Source organism: Coleofasciculus chthonoplastes PCC 7420 (assembly GCF_000155555.1).
Lineage (GTDB): Bacteria > Cyanobacteriota > Cyanobacteriia > Cyanobacteriales > Coleofasciculaceae > Coleofasciculus > Coleofasciculus chthonoplastes_A.
This window is the reverse complement of the sequence record NZ_DS989843.1, coordinates 7,501-26,547: the sequence shown is the minus strand read 5'-3', so window position 1 is coordinate 26,547 and position 19,047 is coordinate 7,501. Positions and strand designations below refer to the sequence as shown.

Sequence of the window (19,047 nt, the reverse complement as noted above, 5' to 3'; positions counted from 1 at the left end):
TTTTCTACTCGTTGGCGATTGATTAAAAGTGAATTTACTCGTCTTTGCCTAGACTCCTATAAGCAGCAATGTTCGTTATCCCGGTTGAGTAAGGGAGAACAATCTGTATGGCAACGTCGATTTTGGGAGCATCAAATCCGAGATGAAACGGATTTTCTGCATCATGTTGAATATATTCATTACAACCCTGTTCATCACCGTTTAGTAAAAGCACCAAAAGATTGGGCGTATTCAAGTTTCCACCATTATGTTAGAGAGGGTATTTATGAGGCGGATTGGGGTGCAGAGGAAGCGGTAAAATTTGGCGTTGATGTGGGACAGGAGTAGATGTTGGGTTTCCTTGCGTTTTCCCAACCTACTTAATACCCAATTTAAAGGCATGACAGCTTACTGAAATTTTGGCTGGTGGGCACTGCCCACCCTACGGTATATCGAGGGTTTCGGTAATCCTAAAAAGCTGATTGAAGCATACCCTTGGACTTAAAATACGTTTTGTAGGCGATCGCGAAAATACTGGCGATATAATTCAAAGCGGGGTACAGTCGCATTTCCCCGTAACTGCACTAATCCCATACTGTGTAATTTAAACGCCAACACGGATTCTAACTCAACGGGTTCCTCCGCCACTAGCACCTGAGCAAAAGCTGTCGCCAATTCTGGGTGCTGCTGCAAATTCCATAGATGTCGGCGCAGGTGATCCCCGTAAATTCCCGCCTCGGTTGGCGCTATCTCTACCAATTGCTCTAAGGTTAACTCCCCTCTGGCTATATAATAAAGAGCTACTCGGACTAAATAGGGATGTCCACCCACCATTGTCATTAATTGCTCAACCTGATGAGTTTGCCAATTGAGTCCATGACGCTGGGCTAAATCGGTAACTTGTTCTCGACTAAACTCCGATAATTCAATCGGTAAACCCACATTAAATGGCGATTGATTGATATCCAAGGGAATATAAACTTCCGTTGAATGCACCACCACTAAACGCAATTTTGCCCACAAATCACTATCGCTATCCCCATACCCAGCTTCTTCATACCAAGCGCGTAAGAGGGCAAAAAAGTCATCGGTTATTTTGGGATGCTGAAATACCCGATCCACTTCATCTAATCCTAAGACTAACGGTGCATCGGTTTCCGATAACAAAACATCCTCAAAATAAGCCGTACAGTTATCTTTACTCCCAAACGTATCCGTCCAATATGCCTCAACTTGATGAGGTAAACGCAGCTTGCGGGTAATTTTGGCACATAACCACTGTAAGAGTTGATTGAGATTGGTAAACACGCTTTTATCCGCATGTTGAAAGCTTAAGGGAACTGTGCGACAGCCTTGCTCTCTGGCTTGATACAAAATTCTCGCCATTAACGAGGTTTTTCCCATCTGTCGCGGTGCTTTGATGCGAATCAAGGTTCCTGGTTTGAGGATTTCTTGATAACATTGAGTTTCATCGGGAACTCGTTCGACATAGAAGGCTGAAGCTAACCGCACTTGACCTTTGGGTAATTCCGGTTCAGCCACGGGTAAAGGCGGTAAGGGGTTGATCGGAGTCTGATAGCTGCTGATCTCCTCCGCTACATCATTCCCTTCCCAGACTGGCGTTTCCCAATCCTCACTCCTCGACAACCGTTGTAACACCGCCTGTATCACAGTGGGTGTATCGGCGGGAGTGTTCCATTCTTGATAGCCAATTCCCTGGAGATAACTGCGTAAATCGTGGTTGAGGGGGGTACAGGGCGGGCAATTCACCCGAATTGGTAAGATAACGGGTTTGGCGTTGTGACTCTCATCTCGTAACTCCTGAACCCGTCGTAACGCTTCAATCACCATTTCACTCAATGCGGCTTGGGGAGACAGTAGCAGGATAAAATACTCACATTGCGCCAGTTGATGATCAATCTGGGCTAATTCATTCTCGGCGACAGCAGAGGAATGGCTCGAACCCTTTTCCACCCCTGTTCTAAAGGCTGGATATCCGGCTTGGGCGATCGCCTCCTCTAACTGAATCGCTAAACTCTCGTCAGGCTCTTGGTTTCGGTAACTGAGAAACACTTGCGGCTGCTGCGTCTTGGCTCGCGCGATCGCACCCTGAATCTTTTTTTTGCTGACTTTTTCCCCTAATACCTGGGAAAGCTTTTGCCATAACTTATAGCCCACATATTTTTCCACATACTCCGGATTTTGCGGATAAATCTCCTTATAGGAGCGTCCTTGCCAAGATCCGACAAAAACCTGCCGTTCTAGGTCATTTAGGTGCTTTCCCGTCTTCAGATAGGTTAAGCGATCGATAAAATTTAAGGCGTCTTTATAATCCATCTCCCCTTCATCAATAAAATTCAAAATTAAAACTAGGGAACAGGAAACATGGAACCGACAACAAAACGATTTCACGTTTCATTGAGTCTGGCTAAGTAGGTTGGTGGAAATAAACTCCAGTATATTAAGTTATGTGAATATTTCTCAACCCCTTACATAAGACGATCCCCCGCCGTTGCTTTCCTGCTAGGGTTATGCCATGCTAAATTATATCCATTCTAATCATCAACTTTATTATAATTTTAACAAGCGCTCTCTCGGCGAAGTTAATTTTTCTCGATTCTGGGAATAGCGATTAAAAAAATTTACCTGATATTTCAGGCTTTTTTAACGGGCGATGAACATACAAAGAAATAGTTATGAGGTTTTATGAGGTTTTTCTTTGATCAACAAATAAAATTGATTTGGATTGTTATCTCACCCAAACTATTATTTTTTTTTGTGAGGTTTTATGGTTTACATAACCCAGATGATCAACGAAACTAATAAATAGGTGTTCCCCACCGATTGATCTGTGAATCTACCAGGGTAAAGCCGCCCAACCGGGCTGAAATACCCGACTCGGTTATAAATTTAGATAGTATGACAGGGGAAGAACAATGTTTAATTTAACAGGGGTGCTAGTTCGCGATTGTGTCGAACGTCTACAAGTCGGCTACCGTCAGACTTACGGAAATTCTCAAACCGATTATGCTGAGGTGATCACGGGAGTGGCGCAAGTGACTCTCGACCGGATTGCCCAGAGTGATGCTCTATACCACAATGTTGAACATACCATTTTGGTGAGCTTAGTCGGACAAGAAATCCTTCGAGGGAAACATATCCTAGAAGGAAACGTTTCCCGTCAAGATTGGCTCACATCAATCGTGTCTTGGTTATGCCATGACATCGGCTATATTAAGGGGATTTGCCGAAATGACCAACCTGATCAACGATTGTACGTGATTGGTCTTGATGATATGATGATATCCTTGCCCCAGGGGGCAACCGATGCGAGTTTGACATGCTACCATATTGACCGAGGAAAGCGGTTTGTGGACGAGTATTTCGGCGCTCATCCCTTCATTGATTGTGCCATCGTAAAACGCAATATTGAGTTAACCCGTTTTCCAGTACCTGCTGATAACGCCCATCACGATACGATGAATTATCCGGGTTTGACTCGTGCGGCTGATTTGATTGGTCAGCTTAGTGATCCACGTTACTTACAAAAGATTCCCGCCTTGTTTGGCGAGTTTGAAGAAAGTGGCGCGAATAAAATTTTAGGCTATCAAAATCCGGGTGAACTGCGGCAAAACTACCCCAACTTTTTCTGGACAATTGTGTTGCAATACATCCAACCCGCTTTGCGGTATTTAGAGGTCACGAAAACAGGTCAACAGATTATTGCCAATCTGTATGGTAATGTCTTACAGGTTGAACAGGAAAATAGGGTAAGCCCAAAGAAAGTTGCCATGTTTGTTTAAGTCATCTTTAGACGACGATATAAGAGCTTAAGTTCATAAAATGGACTTAAGCTCTTAGCCTGGAGTTTGAACTCCGGGCTAGAATTGTCAAACAGAATTGGTATTAGAATTCAGATGACAGCGTTGCTGATAAATTTTCGCCACCTGATCCGCTGGGTTTTGACGCAAACAGGCTTCAAACAAGCGTAGTGCTTCGGCATAAGCCTGTTGATTATACAGAGACAACGCTAAGGCAAATCGGTCTTGATTTGCCAATTTACCCTCTCGAACTTCCGGTAAGTCAGCATCAAAGATTTCATAGACGGTAACCAGTTCAGATTTACCTTTGACTTTGACATGATCAATCATGCGGATAGCATAGTCGTAGGGGTTTTGTAATTGTTTGAACGTGTGGTGAGAAATTAATAATGATACGCCATAATTTTTGGTTAAGCCTTCCAAACGAGCCGCTAAATTAACCGCATCACTAATCACGGTGGTATCCATGCGGTTATATCCGCCCACAGTCCCTAACATTAATGTTCCTGTATTAATGCCCATACCTAGTTGAATGGCTCGATAATTACAGTTAGCTCGATGTTGATTATATTCAGTTAACTGATGCAACATGGCAATTCCGGCTTTAACCGCATCATCCGCACCGCCACTAAAGAGTGCCATAATCGCATCCCCAATATATTTATCAATAAATCCTTGATTTTTAATAATAGTGGGTTCCATTCGGGATAGATAGGAATTGATGAATTTAAAATTCTCTTCAGGGGTCATCCCTTCCGAAAGAGCAGTGAAGTCGCGAATATCCGAAAATAACACGGACATTTCTTTCTCAACTTGGTCGCCTAACTTAACATCAATAATAGTCTCCTTATTGAGTAACTGGAGAAATTGACCCGGCACAAAGCGAGAAAAAGCATGATTGAGTTTATTCAGATGACCTGTAAACTTGAGTCGTTCGGCTTCCCCCCGTTTGCGTTCGGTGATATCGTTCAGCACGACAATGGCGTAGCTAACATTTCCCTTGTCATCAAAGATGGGGGTTCCTAAAACCTCAATCGGCACTATTTTGTCGGGCTGGTGAATTTCTATCCCTTCATAGATGGAATTTTTACCGTTAAGTGCTTGGATAATTGGCTCAAGATTGGAGGGATAGATTTTCTCAGATTTAGGAGAATAAATTGGATAAATTTCGGGTAGCTGATTGGCAGGATTGGTGGGAATTAGACCTTGCCCAAAAAGTTTCTTTGCCGTCTGATTGGCATAGTAGGGTATACCGTTTTGATCAACGACAAAAACGCCGACAGGTATCGCTTCTAAGAATTGAGTGAGCCGACTTTCACTATCTCGTAATTGATCTTGAGCCTCCAGCCGTTGATTAATTTCGCGATAAATGTGATAATAGACAAAAACAAGAATACCTAAGTCAAAAATGAGTCCAATGGAGAAAATCCATATTGTCGTATGAACTGTGCCTTGAGTGTGCTGCGATCGCGCATACAATAGCCGCTCTTCCTCCGCCTTCATCTGATGAAAGATATCGCGGATCTGATCCATGATCAGTTTGCCTTCGTTTGTGTTGACAATCGCTAAAGCCGCGTCCAATCCTTGCTCGTTTCTTAAGTTAATTGTTTGCTCAAGTTCGGCAAACTTGGTATTAATTAAAGGGACGACTAGCTCTAACTTTTGTTGATGGTAAGGGTTGTCTACTGTCAAGTCTTGTAGCTGCTTGATATCATCTTCGACTTTATCAATGGCTTTTTGATAGGGGTCGAGATAGCGCGGTTTACCGGTGAGAAGATAACCCCGCTGTCCCGTTTCGGCATCCGTAATTTCAGCTAAGACTTCTTCAAGTTTTGTTAATACTTTTTTGGTATGGAGTTCTTTGTGATTTGTCTCTCTCAGGCGAAATGCGCTATAATATCCACTTAAACTAACGATCACGATCAGGCTAGAGGTTAGTCCAAATCCTACGACGATTTTTCGTTGTATCGATAATTTTATCATAAAGGGTAGAGTTTAACTGATAAAACTCTGATTCGGGTTAAACGGTAAAACACCTATTCAGGTATAATTTATCTTTTTCCGCAACTTTAAAAAATAATGATATTTTTTGTGATAAACTAAAGTCTGCATATTTTTTTTTTAGATATAAATCATGCCAAAGATGGGCTGTTTATTCTTTGTTCAGAGAAATACGTCTCGCTTTCAGAGTATAAGAATATAACCAGCATTTTACCGATACAGTTTCGGTTTTGGCAAATGCTGGTTAAAAAAATTTATCTTCTTGGCTTTGTCCTTTCTCAGGGAATGGGAACCTGGAAATTCAACAACATTCAGTCCCCCCTAGACTTGACAAATAATCGCGCCCTTCAAAATTGCTCCACTCAGATTCGCACCATTGAGATTTGCCTGATTCAGATTGGTATTTCTCAGGTTTGCTCCTTTCAGGTTTGTCTGACTGAGATTAGCGCCTGTCAAATCAGCACCACTGAGATTCGCATCGGTTAAATCCGCGCCTTTCAGATTTGCGCCTCTGAGATCAGCATTTCTTAAGAAAACAGCGATGAGGTTCGTATCAATTAAAATGGCTTGACTCAGGTTTGTTGTATGACAAATCGCTTCATAGAGATTCGCCCGACTGAGGTTGGCTCGACTGAGGTTGGCTCGACTGAGATTGGCTCGACTGAGGTTGAAGTTTTGCAAATTATACTCACTGAGATTCAATCCACTCAGATCAACCTTATTAAAGTTCAGTTTGAGTATATTGGTTTTACTCTGATTTTGATTTAAGTTAATATTTTGCAGTCGCCATCGATTCCAATTTTCAACACCTTGTTTTAGGATAACTATATCGTTTGCATTTGCCACTTTGTATGACTCCTCCAAGTTTCAACGTGATCGCAGTATCGTTTTGTCAAAATTCTCTGAATCATTCAGAATGGTGAGAATAGGGTCGATTTGGAGTCATAAAAATTGCTGAGATTGCTATTGAATCAAGTGACTAACATTGAGTTTATGCCAGAAACGGGTGATGAAACAAATAGGGGTTTCATCGATCAATGTAACAAAAGTTTAAGACCTTATTCAGATTATCGGATAAGAAGTGCTTGGTCAAAACATAGAGGATTTTCTATGGCATAGCTATAAATTGGGGAAGTTTTGAGTGTGTAGGGGTGGGTTTAGGGAATCGCGTTTCGCTATTGACGATAACGTTACCTCAAAACCCGCCCTGAGTGTTGAGTGTTGATCCTTCGCTTCGCTAGTCGGATAGGATTTCGACGCGGCGCGATCCTTGAGGGAGGCTGGATTTAAGGAGTATCGAGACTTAGACTGTTACGTCTCTACACCCTCTGTCTCCTTAGGCGGGTTAAATGGCGGGTGCGATCGCGCTTTGGGTTCCCTGGGTATCAATCGAGTGCGATCGCGCTATTGCAGAAATTCCCACCTCTTGCCAAGCCTCAGCCATAGCGGTGACTACGGCTTCAGCTTGCATCGGATCGACAAGCGCCAACAAAGTGGGACCAGCGCCACTAATCGTCACTCCATAGGCACCTGCTTTTAAGGCGGCGGTTTGTACCGCTTCATACCCCGGAATCAAAGCCTGTCGGTAGGGTTGATGTAACGTATCCTGGAGGGCAGTTTGTAACCAATCACCTCGTCCCGTTGCTAAGGCGCGTACCAATAAGCCGAAATGGGCAATATTAAAAATAGCATCCGCCCGACTCACTTGGTTGGGGAGTACCTGTCGCGCCTCTTGGGTGGAGAGTTCAAAATTGGGAATGGCGACAACCGGGACAATTTGATCATGCCAGGGAATATCACAAATCTCCCATTCCTTGAGAACCGCATCCCCCCGCACCGCCAGACGACAGCCGCCCAACAAAGCGGGGACAACATTATCTGGATGTCCTTCCAGCGCGATCGCTAATTGCATGACTTCGGTTTGACTCAGGGGTTCCCCAGCGAGTTGGTTAGCGCCAACCAATCCACCGACAATCGCCGTGGCGGAACTTCCTAACCCTCTGGCGAGAGGGACATCTAAATCAATTTTGAGTTGGACGGGGGGAGGTGTATGACCAATCTGGTTGTATAGTTTCAGAAAGGCTTGGTAAGCCAGATTCGTTTCATCAGTTTTTACCTGGTTTGCCTCGATACCCGACACCCGAATTCTCACCGCCCGTTCTGTTTCCCAGGGAGTATCCGAACTCAGACGAGTAAACGTGAACTTGTTGTACAGGGTTAAGGCAGCGCCAATGCAATCAAATCCGGGTCCTAAGTTGGCGGTTGTCGCGGGAACAGTAACGGTGACGGGAGAATGGATAGACATTCGTGCGGGATTAAAAGATGCCAAGGGGCAATCTTACCAGATTTCCTGTATCAATGTAGAAACTCAAACTCCTCATGCTACGTCTGTCCGTCTGTCAATGGTTGTAGGGGCGGGTTTAGTCACAATTGTAGGGGCGGGTTTAGGAACTAAAGTCAGATCCTCAGAACTAACGGAACAACAAAACCCGCCCTCCCCACTTTCCCCTAATTAACGACGATTGATCAGCACAAAACCTCTAGTTTTTTCTGAGGTAGAATCCACCGTCGCCATGGCTTGCCAAAGGTCTTCCGCCTCAACCCAAATGGGTGGATACTTGTAGCGGGATACATCTAAAATTAGAAAGCGATCGCTCTGTTGATTATAAGCCGCGATCGGGGAAATATGTCCGCCCCGTTCCTGACCCATGGTTTTTCGTAAGTAGTTGACTAAGACAAAGTTATTGGGGTCTTGTAAATTCTCTACCACCATCTGACGGAATTTGTCCAGAGTTACTTCACTGGCGTGGTAAACTTCGGCGTTGAGGGGATAGGTTTCTAAGAGTTGACCTAATTCGTTTAAGGTCATCCCTTGACGGGCAATGATAGCAGCAGGGAGAATTTTTTCGGTTTGTTCATTTAAAACATTTTCTTGGGTGAAAATGTGATGATCCCCAAAGTTAGCGGTTGGCGGTGCAGGGATAGAAAGGGCGTTGAGTACCATCACTATACTGGCGACACCACAATAGGCTAAATTTTCCTGGGTTTCAAAATGGATACTTAAGGGGAAATAGTCCCGACGAGCATTACTTTCAACGAGTAGGGTTTCTCCATCCTGAGAGTTAAGGTTAATTAAATCCTGGGATAGGGGCAATGTTTGGGGAAGAAGTTTACCTGTGGCAAAGGAAAACCCGATAATTCCGGCACTTAGGGGAATGCGAAGTGCTTTGAGAAACTTCAGTCGATGCATATTGAGCTGGAGTTGTCGAATATTGCTAATATGCTGATATTAATCTGCTTTTGTCAACTACCGCACACCATACCCAAAGGGTTGGTGTGGGCTGAGAATTTAGCCTGTTGACACGAATCAGGGCGCACGTCTGTGCGCCCCTACGGGGTTCTCGGGTTACTTTTGATCTATTGGGCTTGATTTGGGCGTCCCATTCCTCTTTGACCCCGACGATTTCCCCGCATCTGACGCATTTGTTCCTGTTGTTCCTCGGTTAGAACATCTCGCATCTGTTCCCGTGCGGATTGGTGAATTTCCCGCATCTGATTCCGTTGTGCTTCGGTCAGATTTAGCGATCGCATCCCTTCCCGGTGTCGCTGGCGTTGTCCCTGCAATTCTTGGAACTGTTCCCGTTGTTCGGGGGTGAGAATTTGTTCGATTTGCGAGTGTTTGTTATCCCGGATGCGTTCTAACTGCGTTTGTTGGTCGGTTGTTAGGTTGAGTTCCTCTGCGAATGGGGGTTGGGCAAATGTTGCCATGGGTGCAGCAGCTAGGGTAATTGCAGCGATGCTTGCAAGTAGAGGAAAGAGTTTGATGTTCATAATGTTAGAGTTGTCAACGATTTGGTGTTCGATGTCTCTATCCTAGAAACTGTAAGGGTTATACCGCCTGAGGCAAACGTCCTGATTTGAGGTAGGACTTTAGTCCTAGTGTTTTAGGTGTGGGGAAGGTGGGGGAGATGAGGGAGATGGCGAAGATGGGGGAGATGGGGGAGATGGGGGAGATCAAAACTCTACCTTACCCTGTTCCCTATTCCCTATTCCCTATTCCCTGACAAATGACAAATGACAAATGACCAATGACCAATGACCAATGACCAATGACCAATGACCAATGACCAATGACCAATGATAAATGACCAAACATCCAATTCCTTTCCTTTTATATCTAGAATGGATTCTCTTGGGAATCATCGCTATCATTGAATTCCTACGATTTCCCTTTCCCCACCTCCCTCGCTTCCCTCTCCTGAATCTGTTGGGTTTAGCTGTCTTTGGCATCATGGGGTTGAGATTACCGACTCAGAAATCGGTCAAGGTGATTTATACCGGCGTGGAAATTGGCGTAATTCTCCTCGTCTCCTTGGTGGGTAAACTTCGTATGTTACCCTTGATTTTAATTATTTTAGTTATCCGAAACTGTTTTATCTTTGAACGGCAAAGCCGCTTAATTATTACCGGATTCGCCTTTGTCTTATTTCTAATGCGAGAAGTTGACCGATTTCAGTCTCGCAGCCTTCACCCTCGCCCTCCCTTTCGCCCGCCAGTTTTGGCAATGCCAGAACGCTGGCTATTTATCCTGTTAAGTTCTATAGTAGTCTTTGGCTTAGTCTTGGTCTTCCTCCAGTTATTAGTTGATGCTGTATTAGCTGAACGGCGCAGTCGGGACGAATTGGCACAGGCAAATGCTCAACTGCGGCGCTATGCTATCCGGATTGAGGATATGGCGACGCTGCAAGAACGGAATCGTATTGCGAGGGAAATCCATGATTCCTTGGGACATTCCCTGATTACGTTTAATCTACACTTAGAAGCCGCGTTGCGACTGATGGAATCAAATCCCGCCGAAGCCAAAGATTTTTTACTCGAAGTCAAACAAGTTGCCGCGACTGCACTGCAAGACGTGCGTCAATCCGTAGCAACCCTGCGTTCTAACCCGTTACAAGGGCAATCTCTAGAGGATGCGATCGCGTCTTTAATCCAAGAGTTCCACAAGTCTACAGGTATCTTACCTGATTGTCAGATCAATTTGTCCCATCCGGTGACGCCTGATGTGAAAATGGCGAGTTATCGGATTATCCAAGAATCCCTCACCAATATTTATAAACACGCCAAAGCCACGGAGGTGAGTATCCAGATTTGGACAGATTCCCGGTTCCATCTGATGATTCAGGATAATGGCAGAGGATTCGATGTGATGCAGAATACCACGGGTTTTGGACTCCAAGGGATGCGGGAACGTACCCAAGCATTAGGCGGTAGTTTTACAATTAACACAGCACCCGGACAAGGGTGTCAAGTTAGGGTTGAGTGGTGATTTGTCATTCGTCATTCGTCATTCGTCATAAGTAGTTGAGTGTGTAGGGGCGGGTTTAGGGACTTTCTGCTTGGCTATTGATGGTAAATTTTGGACAAAACCCGCCCTGATTTAGGGTTGAGTGTGTAGGGGCGGGTTTAGGGACTTTCTGCTTGGCTATTGATGGTAAATTTTGGACAAAACCCGCCCTGATTTAGGGTTGAGTGTGTAGGGGCGGGTTTAGGAACTTTCTGCTTAGCTATTGATGGTAAACTTTGTACAAAACCCGCCCTTTTATGATTAAAATCCTATTAGTTGATGACCAAAGTCTAGTCCGACGCGGGTTAAAAGCCTTATTACAATTTGAAGCGGATTTCGAGGTTATCGGAGAAGCCGATAATGGAGAAACCGCGATCGCACAACTAGAAACCCTACAACCTGATATTATCCTCATGGATGTGCGTATGCCTGTTATGGATGGTGTCGCCGCTACTCGGCAAATCCATCAACGGTTTCCCCACATCAAACTATTGGTTTTAACCACATTCGATGATGATGAGTATATTACCCAAGCCCTGCATTATGGTGCATCGGGCTATTTACTCAAAGATACACCCCCCGACGAATTAGCCCAAGCGATTCGGGCGGTGCATAAGGGGTATACTCAATTGGGACCAGGAATTGGTCAAAAGATTATGACGCAAATCCCTGCTTCTGTCTCCAATTCCTCCACCGCTTGGGATGAACTAACCCCCAGAGAACAGGAAATCCTCCGCTTAATCGCCACGGGTGCGAATAATCGAGAAATTGCCCAAACTCTGTATATTTCCCAGAAGACCGTGAAGAATCATATTACCAATATCTTAAGCCGATTGAACCTACGCGATCGCACCCAAGCCGCAATCTGGGCAAACTCCCATTCAATCCACAGCTAGGAGTTCCACAGACTCAGCCAAAATCACTGGTTTATTTTCGTATTCCACTTCTATGCTTTGTTCCACATCTAAATCCCAGGTCAAATCGTAATCCTTCTCCAATTCCTCCTTACTGACAAACTTACTTACTTTCCCCGTAACTCTCACCCAATTGTCCTCTATAATCGGCGTATCGGGATTAGCATTCATCACCAGGACTTGTTTGTCTAACAGAGGTTCTTCCTGTTCCAGCTTAAATGTACTCGAATCGATAACCTCGTCCACCTTACCATCCACCGTAATCATCTCACCCGTCAACTCCTCCCTATTCTCAGAGACATCACCTAAGGTAGAACTGTTCTCTATCGCTGTCTTATCTACTGTCTCCTCTGGCGGTATAGTAGCCGCTTCGTCTTCATAGAAAATACTACAAGCAGACAAAAGTACCATCACCAGCCCCAAACCCATTAATTTCCGAAGTCCCATTGAGAACCCTCCTAACTGCGGTTATGCTTTACACTAAACAGAATAGACGTGCGATCGCGTCTGGCTAGAGTCTAACTCCCACATCCTTCCCTAGAGAGAAATTTACCCGATTACTCATTGCCTTCACTTGAATGACACACTCCTTAATCTGAGTTCGTAGTTGCGCTTTAGCGCCATAAACGCATGTATATCAACCGTCACGGCGGTTAGGACACCAATTTTAATCATCATCTAAAACTATGTCTCACTTCACCACCATCAACATTCAAATCAAAAACGGCGAAATTCTGCATCAAACATTACAGGAGTTGGGGTATCACGTCGAATGCAATACCTCGGTACGCGGCTATCATGGAAATACCACCGAAGCCGAATACGTGATTCGCCAGTCTAATGGTTACGATTTAGGCTTTCGCCAAAATGAGGAGGCGTATGAACTCGTGGCAGATTTCTGGGGGGCGAGAATTAATCAAACAGAATTCGTCAATTCCGTGAATCAAAAATACGCCCATAAAATGTTAATGCATTCCGTGCAAAAACAAGGATTTAATGTCGAAGAAGAAGACGTATTAGAAGACGGTACAGTGCGGGTAGTTGTGGGACGCTGGCAATAAAAACGTCCCCCCATTCCCCATTCGTATTGTCAAGGCGGGTTGAGTCACTCAGTTGGTCTCCAATGATGCATCAATAAAACCCGCCCTTTGCAAGAATAGTAACGTGGTATCTCTCAATTGAAGTTCGTAGTAAGGGCTTGACGCTTAAATTTTGTTGGGTTTACTGCATCCACCTAACCTACAGGTTTTCAGGGTTAATTCAAATGTCATATAGTGACTTTACGTTAGCCAAAGTCAAAAAAGACTTTGACTTAATTACTGTAGAAGAAATGAATACGTTTAGTCAGGTTGCTGAGTTTGCACCCAGTTCCTTCCTGACAGATACTTTACACTATAATATTCCCTTAGCCTTAGCCAGCAATAGTGAAAAAGCTCGATCTGAAATGATTATTGCCCCAATTTTAATTGATATCAGAAGACAATTACATGAACAGATAAACTTATTTTCAGGAATTGAATTTAATATTGATAAAGAACGCGGATTGAATGGAGTTTGCGATTTTCTGATTAGCCAGTCTCCGGAACAGTTATTTGTCAATGCGCCAGTAATTATGCTGGTAGAAGCAAAGAAAGAAAATCTGATTGGGGGATTGGGACAGTGTGTAGCAGAAATGGTAGCGGCTCAGATGTTCAATGACCGCGAGGGAAATGAAATATCCGAAATTTATGGCGCAGTCACGTCAGGAACCAACTGGAAGTTTTTGCGCCTTAAAGGAAACGTTATCGAAATTGATTTGAATGAGTATTATCTGAATGATATCGATAAAATTTTAGGAATTTTGGCAAATGCTGTTCAAGACCATTAATAATTATATTGATAATTATAGATTGATCTAAGTTGCCTGATTATTCATACACCCCCATATCTTAACCGTCTTATCCAAACTGCCACTAACTAAATATTGCCCATCCTGACAAAAAGCTAAACAGGTTACAGCCTCCTTATGTCCCGTCAATGTTTGAATTTGCTTTCCCGTCGCCACATCCCAAAACTTGATTGCCCGATCATTCCCACCACTGATTAAAATGCGCCCATATCGACTAAACAGCAGACTATTCACCGCATAATAATATCCCTCCAACGTATGTTCAACCTGGTGAGTCGCCAGATTCCAGAGTTGGATTTGTCCTTGCCAATTGGTACTCGCTAACGTCAACCCATCAGGATTCATCGCCACTTGGTTAGCGTAACTTTTCAATGTCCGAGGTCGATCTCTTGTCCGCAAATCCCACAGCTTAATCTTGCCATCCCGACTACTACTGACTAACGTATTACCATCCGCACTAAAGGCAAGACTCCAAATCTCATCCGTATGCGCCCCTAGAGTTAATTGATTACTAAACGTACAAATCAGTTTACCCGTTTCTAAATGCCAAAGTTTAATCGTGCTATCCTGACTGCCACTAGCAAGAATTTGACCATCGGGACGAATCGCGATCGCCCGAATGATATCTTGATGTCCATAGAGACTGTGGCGAAATTCTCCCTGATCCCAAATCTCGATGACATGACTTGCACCATTCCTGACTCGCACCACTATTTTCACATCATCAGTCAACGCCAAAAATTCTTTGGCTTTGGGATATTTGGGAATCTTGTAGAGGATTTCTTTCGTCTCAATATGGTAAACTCGAATAGTTTTCCCGCGTAAATAGGCAATTCTTGTGCCATCGGGACTAATGGCAATGGATTGACCCGCCTTATGCGTTGTGATATCTTCAAACAGGTGATAAGGGAGATAAGCATTTAACGCCCGTTTCGCCTCTCGTTCAGTGCGATCGCGCAACAGTAAATAGGCAATTCGCTGCACTTGTTCTGATTCATCCTGCAAAGCGGGGATAATTACCCCTAAACCCGATTCTCCATACTTGCACGCCTCTTTAAGTGCAGCAATTCTCACCGTCTCATCGTCACTTGCCAGACGCCGCTTAACCCCTGCAATCCCGCCTAAAATAACCGCACCCAGAGGGGCAGCATAAGACGAACCAAGAACCGCATCATTGTCTCTGGGTTGATGAAAATGCTCCACCATAATCATTTACAATATTATTTCCGTTTATTTCTCCAATTCTATAAAACATCCCCCAAATACTACCAATTTCTCTGCGTTCCTCTGCGAAAACCTCTGCGTTAAAAAAACATCAGATTGGATATTACAAACTACTAATTACTTATGAATAAATCCCGATCGCGTCCCCTTCACCCCAACCTTGTGATAAACCGCTAGAATCTCAGGTGCGGCTAGCGATCGATTAAACAGTTGCACATCACTCATCCTACCCTGAAAGAATCCCGGTGAACTCGGATGATCCGAACGCTGTCCCAATCGCAGAGGTTTAAAATTATTTAGCGAACCCTGTTGTCCCATAGGGTTAAACCGATTCCCCAACTCAAACCCATCGACATACCATCGTCCCCCATCCGTCGCATCTCGGTCAACGGTAACCATCAGATAGTGCCAGTGATCATCAGCAATGAAGCACTGACTATCATAATTCGTCCAAGCTGACTCGATTCCATCCGCTAATTGTAAACCCAACCGACCATGATGCAGATATAAACAATATCCTTGCACCGAACCAGAGGTTTCCACTCGCTTATCCAAAATTACCTCAAGTCCACGACGGCGAGTTTTAACACCCACACCAATCGAGAAATCCCCAACCCCAAAATTCAGGGCTGCTCCATGGGGAATTTCCACATAGTCATCCCCATCAAATTGCAGCGCACTCCCTAACCCTTGAGGTAGAACATATTCCACAAAGCGATAAGACTCCGAATTCACCTCATCCGGATGTGCCGCACCACCTAATCCCGGCATTCGACCAGGAACCATCGTCACTGGCGTCGCCCCCTTAATTGTGCCATCATTTCCCCCCACACTATCCGCCGCGATGTCCCCTTCGGTTTCATTTAACCACCACCAGGCTACCCGATTAGCCGGGACATAATGTTTAATGGCTTGTTGAACCCACGGTTGTTTCTTATTCCACAGGATTAAGAGTGCGGCTTGTTTTACCCGTGGGGATTCATCTTGCAAAAAAGCGTCCTCCACTAAATTTAACCCCGCTTCCCCATAGGCGATGGCTTCAGTCATAGCGGCTAAACGTTGTTCCACCACAGGAGAGGTTAAACGCATCCTTACCCCAGCAATACCACCTAAGACTACGCCTTTAGTTGGGGGTGGATTTTTACCGCCGAGAACGGCGTCATCCTTTTTTGGTCGGTGAGAATTCTTTGCCATCGCCCCTATTTCCCTATCCTCTTTAATTTATAATGCCATTCTTCTCAGGAAGCGATCGCGCCATGGTTCGCGGAGTCATCAACGAAGTGAAGGAACACTCATGAAACATCTGGCGAGATTAAGCAAGATCCCCGACTTCTGGAAGAAGTCGGGGATCTGTCTGTATACCTCACTGACTTGAAAAGCGCTATAACGAAAGCTTCACGCCAACCGGGGGAGTCTCTACAACCTCTGCTCCCCTGCTACCCTTTTCCTTCTGTCTTTTCTCCACCAAATACGGCTAACCCATAATATTTCCAAGGTACAGCTACAGATTTAAACCCAGCCGCTTTCAACATATCTAGATGGGCGGCTAATGTAACTAATTGATCCGGTTGAGAAGAACCGTAAGGAATACTTTTACCTGTTTTCGTCCTGACTTCGGTTAACGTGGTTCCCTGTTTTACACACCATTCCTCGCGAATATGCTTATAGGCTTCTGACAAAATTGGTGATTCAGGAACCACCGGATCAGCATTCCAAAACACACCGCCAGGGTTGAGGCTTTCCCGAATTTTAGTAAACAGTTTTACCTTCATTTCATCCGTCAAATGATGAATAGCTAAAGAGGAAACACAAGCATCAAAACCTCCTCCCACCGATAACTGATGATTTGCCCAATCACCAAAATCTCCTTCAATACCTGTCCACTGTTGACGATATCCGGCTGTCTCTAGCTTGGTTGTGGCAAACTCGATCATCCGGGGAGAATAATCCACGCCGACGACTTGGACATCTCGACAGCGCTGAAGTACCTTGAAACTCAATTCGCCAGTCCCACACCCCAAATCCAGTATACGTTTCGCCTGAGACGGGATACAGCGTGCGATGCTCGCTAACATTTCATCATAACGTGGTAAGAGTTGCCGGATATACAGATCAAACTCCGCCGTCTTAGCAAAGACTTCTCCGGGGAATATGGAGTTGGGGATGGCTGAGTCTGGAGGAGTCGGGATTGGGTTGGTGGGATGAGAACTCACAAGCGTTGAGGATAACGACTACCATTGAGATTTTACCGAAGATATTTGGTTTTAGCGATCGCGTTGCGCCTTGAAGCATTAACCGCTGTTTTTATAGATTCATAATGTCTTACAAAAATTGGCAATTAGGTAGGCATATATACTATAATCATTATTTATCGAATTCTACCTTTTTTCTCAGGCGATTTTCAAATTAATGTGGCATACCTCAATCAGGAGGATAAACTTCGTTCGTAGTCAGCACTTTAGTGCCTTACAATGCCAGAGCTGACGACAAACCTTTAGGTCGGTTTGTTGGTTGGTGTTATGCCAATACACCTAACAAAATTTAGGCTAAAGCCTTTACGACAAATTTACTAACCAGGGTGATATCACAATAATTACGAAAATTTATTCCAGAAAAATTTTGATGTCATCTAACTGGTTAAAATTATTAAGCTTATTTCAGTCTCGTTTATCTCAGCGAATTACCCTCTGGGTATTTATCTGCCTTATTGTTATCGAAACTCTTATTTTAATTCCCTCTTATTATCGGCGTAAGCATGAACTCCTCAACCAATTGGAAGACGTTTCCGGAGAAGTAGTTGAGAGTGTCGTGCGGTTGACGCAAAAAAATATGTCCACGATTGTATTTTACGAAAAAATTGAACAGTTAACTCGTGGTTCTCAGGTTATTTTAGGCGTTACTATTTACCACGCAAATGGACAACTGATGGGAAAATTTGGTGAATCACCAACCCTTACATTCGAGGATCTTAAACATGCTGATATTCAGCGCCTTTATAAGTTACAGAATCAACGATATGATTTGGCTTGGTCAGCCCAACAACTAGGAAAACCCTACATAATTATTATTCGTCATGATGCGTCCTCGATTCAACCCAAGTTATACGCCTTTACCCTAAGAATTGCGGGTTTAGTCTTGTTAATATCAGTGTTTGTTACCGGAACAACCATGTTAGTTTTAGGAAAAACCGTAATTGTCCCTATCCTACAACTTCGTCAAGACTTAATTGCCGTCGGAGAATCCATTAGCCAAGATACGTTAAATCTCAATTTCTATGCTTTATCCGTTCAGCGCCATGATGAATTAGGTGATGTCATGACAGCCTTTAATCAGATGTTTCAGCGAATTTTCTGGGAAATTGCCGAACGCAAGCGGACGGCGGAAATATTGCGGGTTGAACAAGAAAAGTCTGAGCGTTTATTGCTGAATATTTTACCGGAACCTATTGCGGGGCGATTGAAACAAAACCAAACTTGTATTGCTGATGGTTTTACAGAGGTTACTATTTTATTTGCGGATATAGTTGGCTTTACCCAACTATCGGAACGAATCTCACCAACAGAATTAGTTAACTTACTCAATGAGATATTCTCAGCATTTGATCACCTGACCGAGAAGCATAATTTGGAGAAAATTAAAACGATTGGCGATGCTTATATGGTTGCCAGTGGATTACCCAAACCACACCCTGATCATGCCGCCGCGATCGCAGAAATGGCGCTGGATATGCAACAAGAAATTCAACAGTTTAATCAAAAGCATCATGCTGAACTCAGTATTCGCATTGGTATTAATACTGGATCGGTGGTAGCTGGCGTTATTGGCACGAAAAAGTTTATTTACGACTTATGGGGGGATGCCGTAAATACAGCTAGC

The 19,047-nt window shown here is 44.1% G+C and carries 18 protein-coding genes (1 of these 18 only partly in view); 8 read left to right on the top strand and 10 right to left on the bottom strand.

The window, feature by feature from the left end; genetic code table 11:
• A partial coding sequence (locus tag MC7420_RS04190) for an REP-associated tyrosine transposase (RefSeq protein WP_390434830.1) occupies window positions 1–327 on the top strand: 327 nt, incomplete at its 5' end.
• A 153-nt stretch (window positions 328–480) separates the two neighbouring features.
• On the opposite strand, the gene MC7420_RS04185 is transcribed toward MC7420_RS04190, so the two are convergent.
• Window positions 481–2,316: an AAA-like domain-containing protein gene (locus MC7420_RS04185; protein ID WP_044205053.1), complete on the bottom strand. Its 1,836-nt coding sequence runs from the start codon at window positions 2,314–2,316 to the stop codon at window positions 481–483.
• A gap of 599 nt (window positions 2,317–2,915) precedes the next feature.
• Here MC7420_RS04185 and MC7420_RS04180 point away from each other — a divergent pair.
• Window positions 2,916–3,782, top strand: coding sequence for an Npun_R2479 family HD domain-containing metalloprotein (locus tag MC7420_RS04180; RefSeq protein ID WP_006099061.1), 867 nt, complete (start codon window positions 2,916–2,918; stop codon window positions 3,780–3,782).
• A gap of 87 nt (window positions 3,783–3,869) precedes the next feature.
• Here the strand turns inward: MC7420_RS04180 and MC7420_RS04175 are convergent, their stop codons facing one another.
• From MC7420_RS04175 to thrB, 3 genes are all read right to left on the bottom strand, one after another.
• Window positions 3,870–5,720 carry a CHASE3 domain-containing protein gene (locus MC7420_RS04175; RefSeq protein ID WP_232231632.1) on the bottom strand — a complete coding sequence of 617 codons (1,851 nt, stop codon included), beginning with the start codon at window positions 5,718–5,720 and terminating at the stop codon, window positions 3,870–3,872.
• Between the two features lie 402 nt (window positions 5,721–6,122).
• The gene (locus tag MC7420_RS04170; RefSeq protein ID WP_006099018.1) at window positions 6,123–6,647 is read right to left on the bottom strand and encodes a pentapeptide repeat-containing protein; all 525 of its coding nucleotides are present in this window, start codon (window positions 6,645–6,647) and stop codon (window positions 6,123–6,125) included.
• A 499-nt stretch (window positions 6,648–7,146) separates the two neighbouring features.
• Entirely contained in the window at window positions 7,147–8,106 is a 960-nt protein-coding gene (thrB, locus tag MC7420_RS04165) for a homoserine kinase (RefSeq protein ID WP_006099059.1), read from the bottom strand.
• Between thrB and MC7420_RS39155 the strand changes: the two genes are divergently transcribed.
• Window positions 8,084–8,317, top strand: coding sequence for a hypothetical protein (locus tag MC7420_RS39155; RefSeq protein ID WP_157453037.1), 234 nt, complete (start codon window positions 8,084–8,086; stop codon window positions 8,315–8,317). The two genes, thrB and MC7420_RS39155, sit on opposite strands and share 23 nt — an antisense overlap.
• Here the strand turns inward: MC7420_RS39155 and MC7420_RS04160 are convergent.
• Window positions 8,314–9,051, bottom strand: coding sequence for a phytochelatin synthase family protein (locus MC7420_RS04160; RefSeq protein ID WP_006099075.1), 738 nt, complete (start codon window positions 9,049–9,051; stop codon window positions 8,314–8,316). The two genes, MC7420_RS39155 and MC7420_RS04160, sit on opposite strands and share 4 nt — an antisense overlap.
• A gap of 167 nt (window positions 9,052–9,218) precedes the next feature.
• Window positions 9,219–9,632, bottom strand: coding sequence for a Spy/CpxP family protein refolding chaperone (locus MC7420_RS04155; RefSeq protein ID WP_006098880.1), 414 nt, complete (start codon window positions 9,630–9,632; stop codon window positions 9,219–9,221).
• 313 nt (window positions 9,633–9,945) lie between these two features.
• Here MC7420_RS04155 and MC7420_RS04150 point away from each other — a divergent pair, with 313 nt between their 5' ends.
• Together MC7420_RS04150 and MC7420_RS04145 are read left to right on the top strand one after the other, a co-directional pair.
• Window positions 9,946–11,127 carry a sensor histidine kinase gene (locus tag MC7420_RS04150; RefSeq protein ID WP_044205049.1) on the top strand — a complete coding sequence of 394 codons (1,182 nt, stop codon included), beginning with the start codon at window positions 9,946–9,948 and terminating at the stop codon, window positions 11,125–11,127.
• Between the two features lie 275 nt (window positions 11,128–11,402).
• Entirely contained in the window at window positions 11,403–12,041 is a 639-nt protein-coding gene (locus MC7420_RS04145; RefSeq protein ID WP_006098816.1) for a response regulator, read from the top strand.
• On the opposite strand, the gene MC7420_RS04140 is transcribed toward MC7420_RS04145, so the two are convergent.
• Window positions 12,027–12,506 (bottom strand): hypothetical protein, encoded by a 480-nt coding sequence (locus MC7420_RS04140; RefSeq protein WP_052307426.1) that lies wholly within the window; start codon window positions 12,504–12,506, stop codon window positions 12,027–12,029. The genes MC7420_RS04145 and MC7420_RS04140 overlap by 15 nt on opposite strands.
• A 239-nt stretch (window positions 12,507–12,745) precedes the next feature.
• Between MC7420_RS04140 and MC7420_RS04135 the strand changes: the two genes are divergently transcribed.
• A complete protein-coding gene (locus MC7420_RS04135) occupies window positions 12,746–13,120 on the top strand; it encodes a DUF1257 domain-containing protein (protein WP_006098837.1) in 375 nt (124 codons plus the stop codon).
• 203 nt (window positions 13,121–13,323) lie between these two features.
• On the top strand, window positions 13,324–13,926 hold the full coding sequence (locus MC7420_RS04130; protein WP_006098821.1) for a hypothetical protein: 603 nt from the start codon (window positions 13,324–13,326) through the stop codon (window positions 13,924–13,926).
• Window positions 13,927–13,953: 27 nt separating this feature from the next.
• On the opposite strand, the gene MC7420_RS04125 is transcribed toward MC7420_RS04130, so the two are convergent.
• The 3 genes from MC7420_RS04125 to MC7420_RS04115 form a co-directional block, all read right to left on the bottom strand.
• On the bottom strand, window positions 13,954–15,153 hold the full coding sequence (locus MC7420_RS04125) for a WD40 repeat domain-containing protein (protein WP_006098867.1): 1,200 nt from the start codon (window positions 15,151–15,153) through the stop codon (window positions 13,954–13,956).
• 135 nt (window positions 15,154–15,288) lie between these two features.
• Entirely contained in the window at window positions 15,289–16,365 is a 1,077-nt protein-coding gene (locus MC7420_RS04120; protein WP_006098876.1) for a LamG-like jellyroll fold domain-containing protein, read from the bottom strand.
• 242 nt (window positions 16,366–16,607) lie between these two features.
• Window positions 16,608–17,384 (bottom strand): class I SAM-dependent methyltransferase, encoded by a 777-nt coding sequence (locus MC7420_RS04115; protein WP_006098960.1) that lies wholly within the window; start codon window positions 17,382–17,384, stop codon window positions 16,608–16,610.
• Window positions 17,385–17,793: 409 nt separating this feature from the next.
• Here MC7420_RS04115 and MC7420_RS04110 point away from each other — a divergent pair, with 409 nt between their 5' ends.
• Window positions 17,794–19,047, top strand: partial view of an adenylate/guanylate cyclase domain-containing protein gene (locus MC7420_RS04110; RefSeq protein WP_006098834.1) — the 5' portion only. It continues 165 nt past the right edge of the window; 1,254 of the gene's 1,419 nt are visible here — the first part of the coding sequence; the start codon lies at window positions 17,794–17,796; its stop codon lies off the right edge, out of view.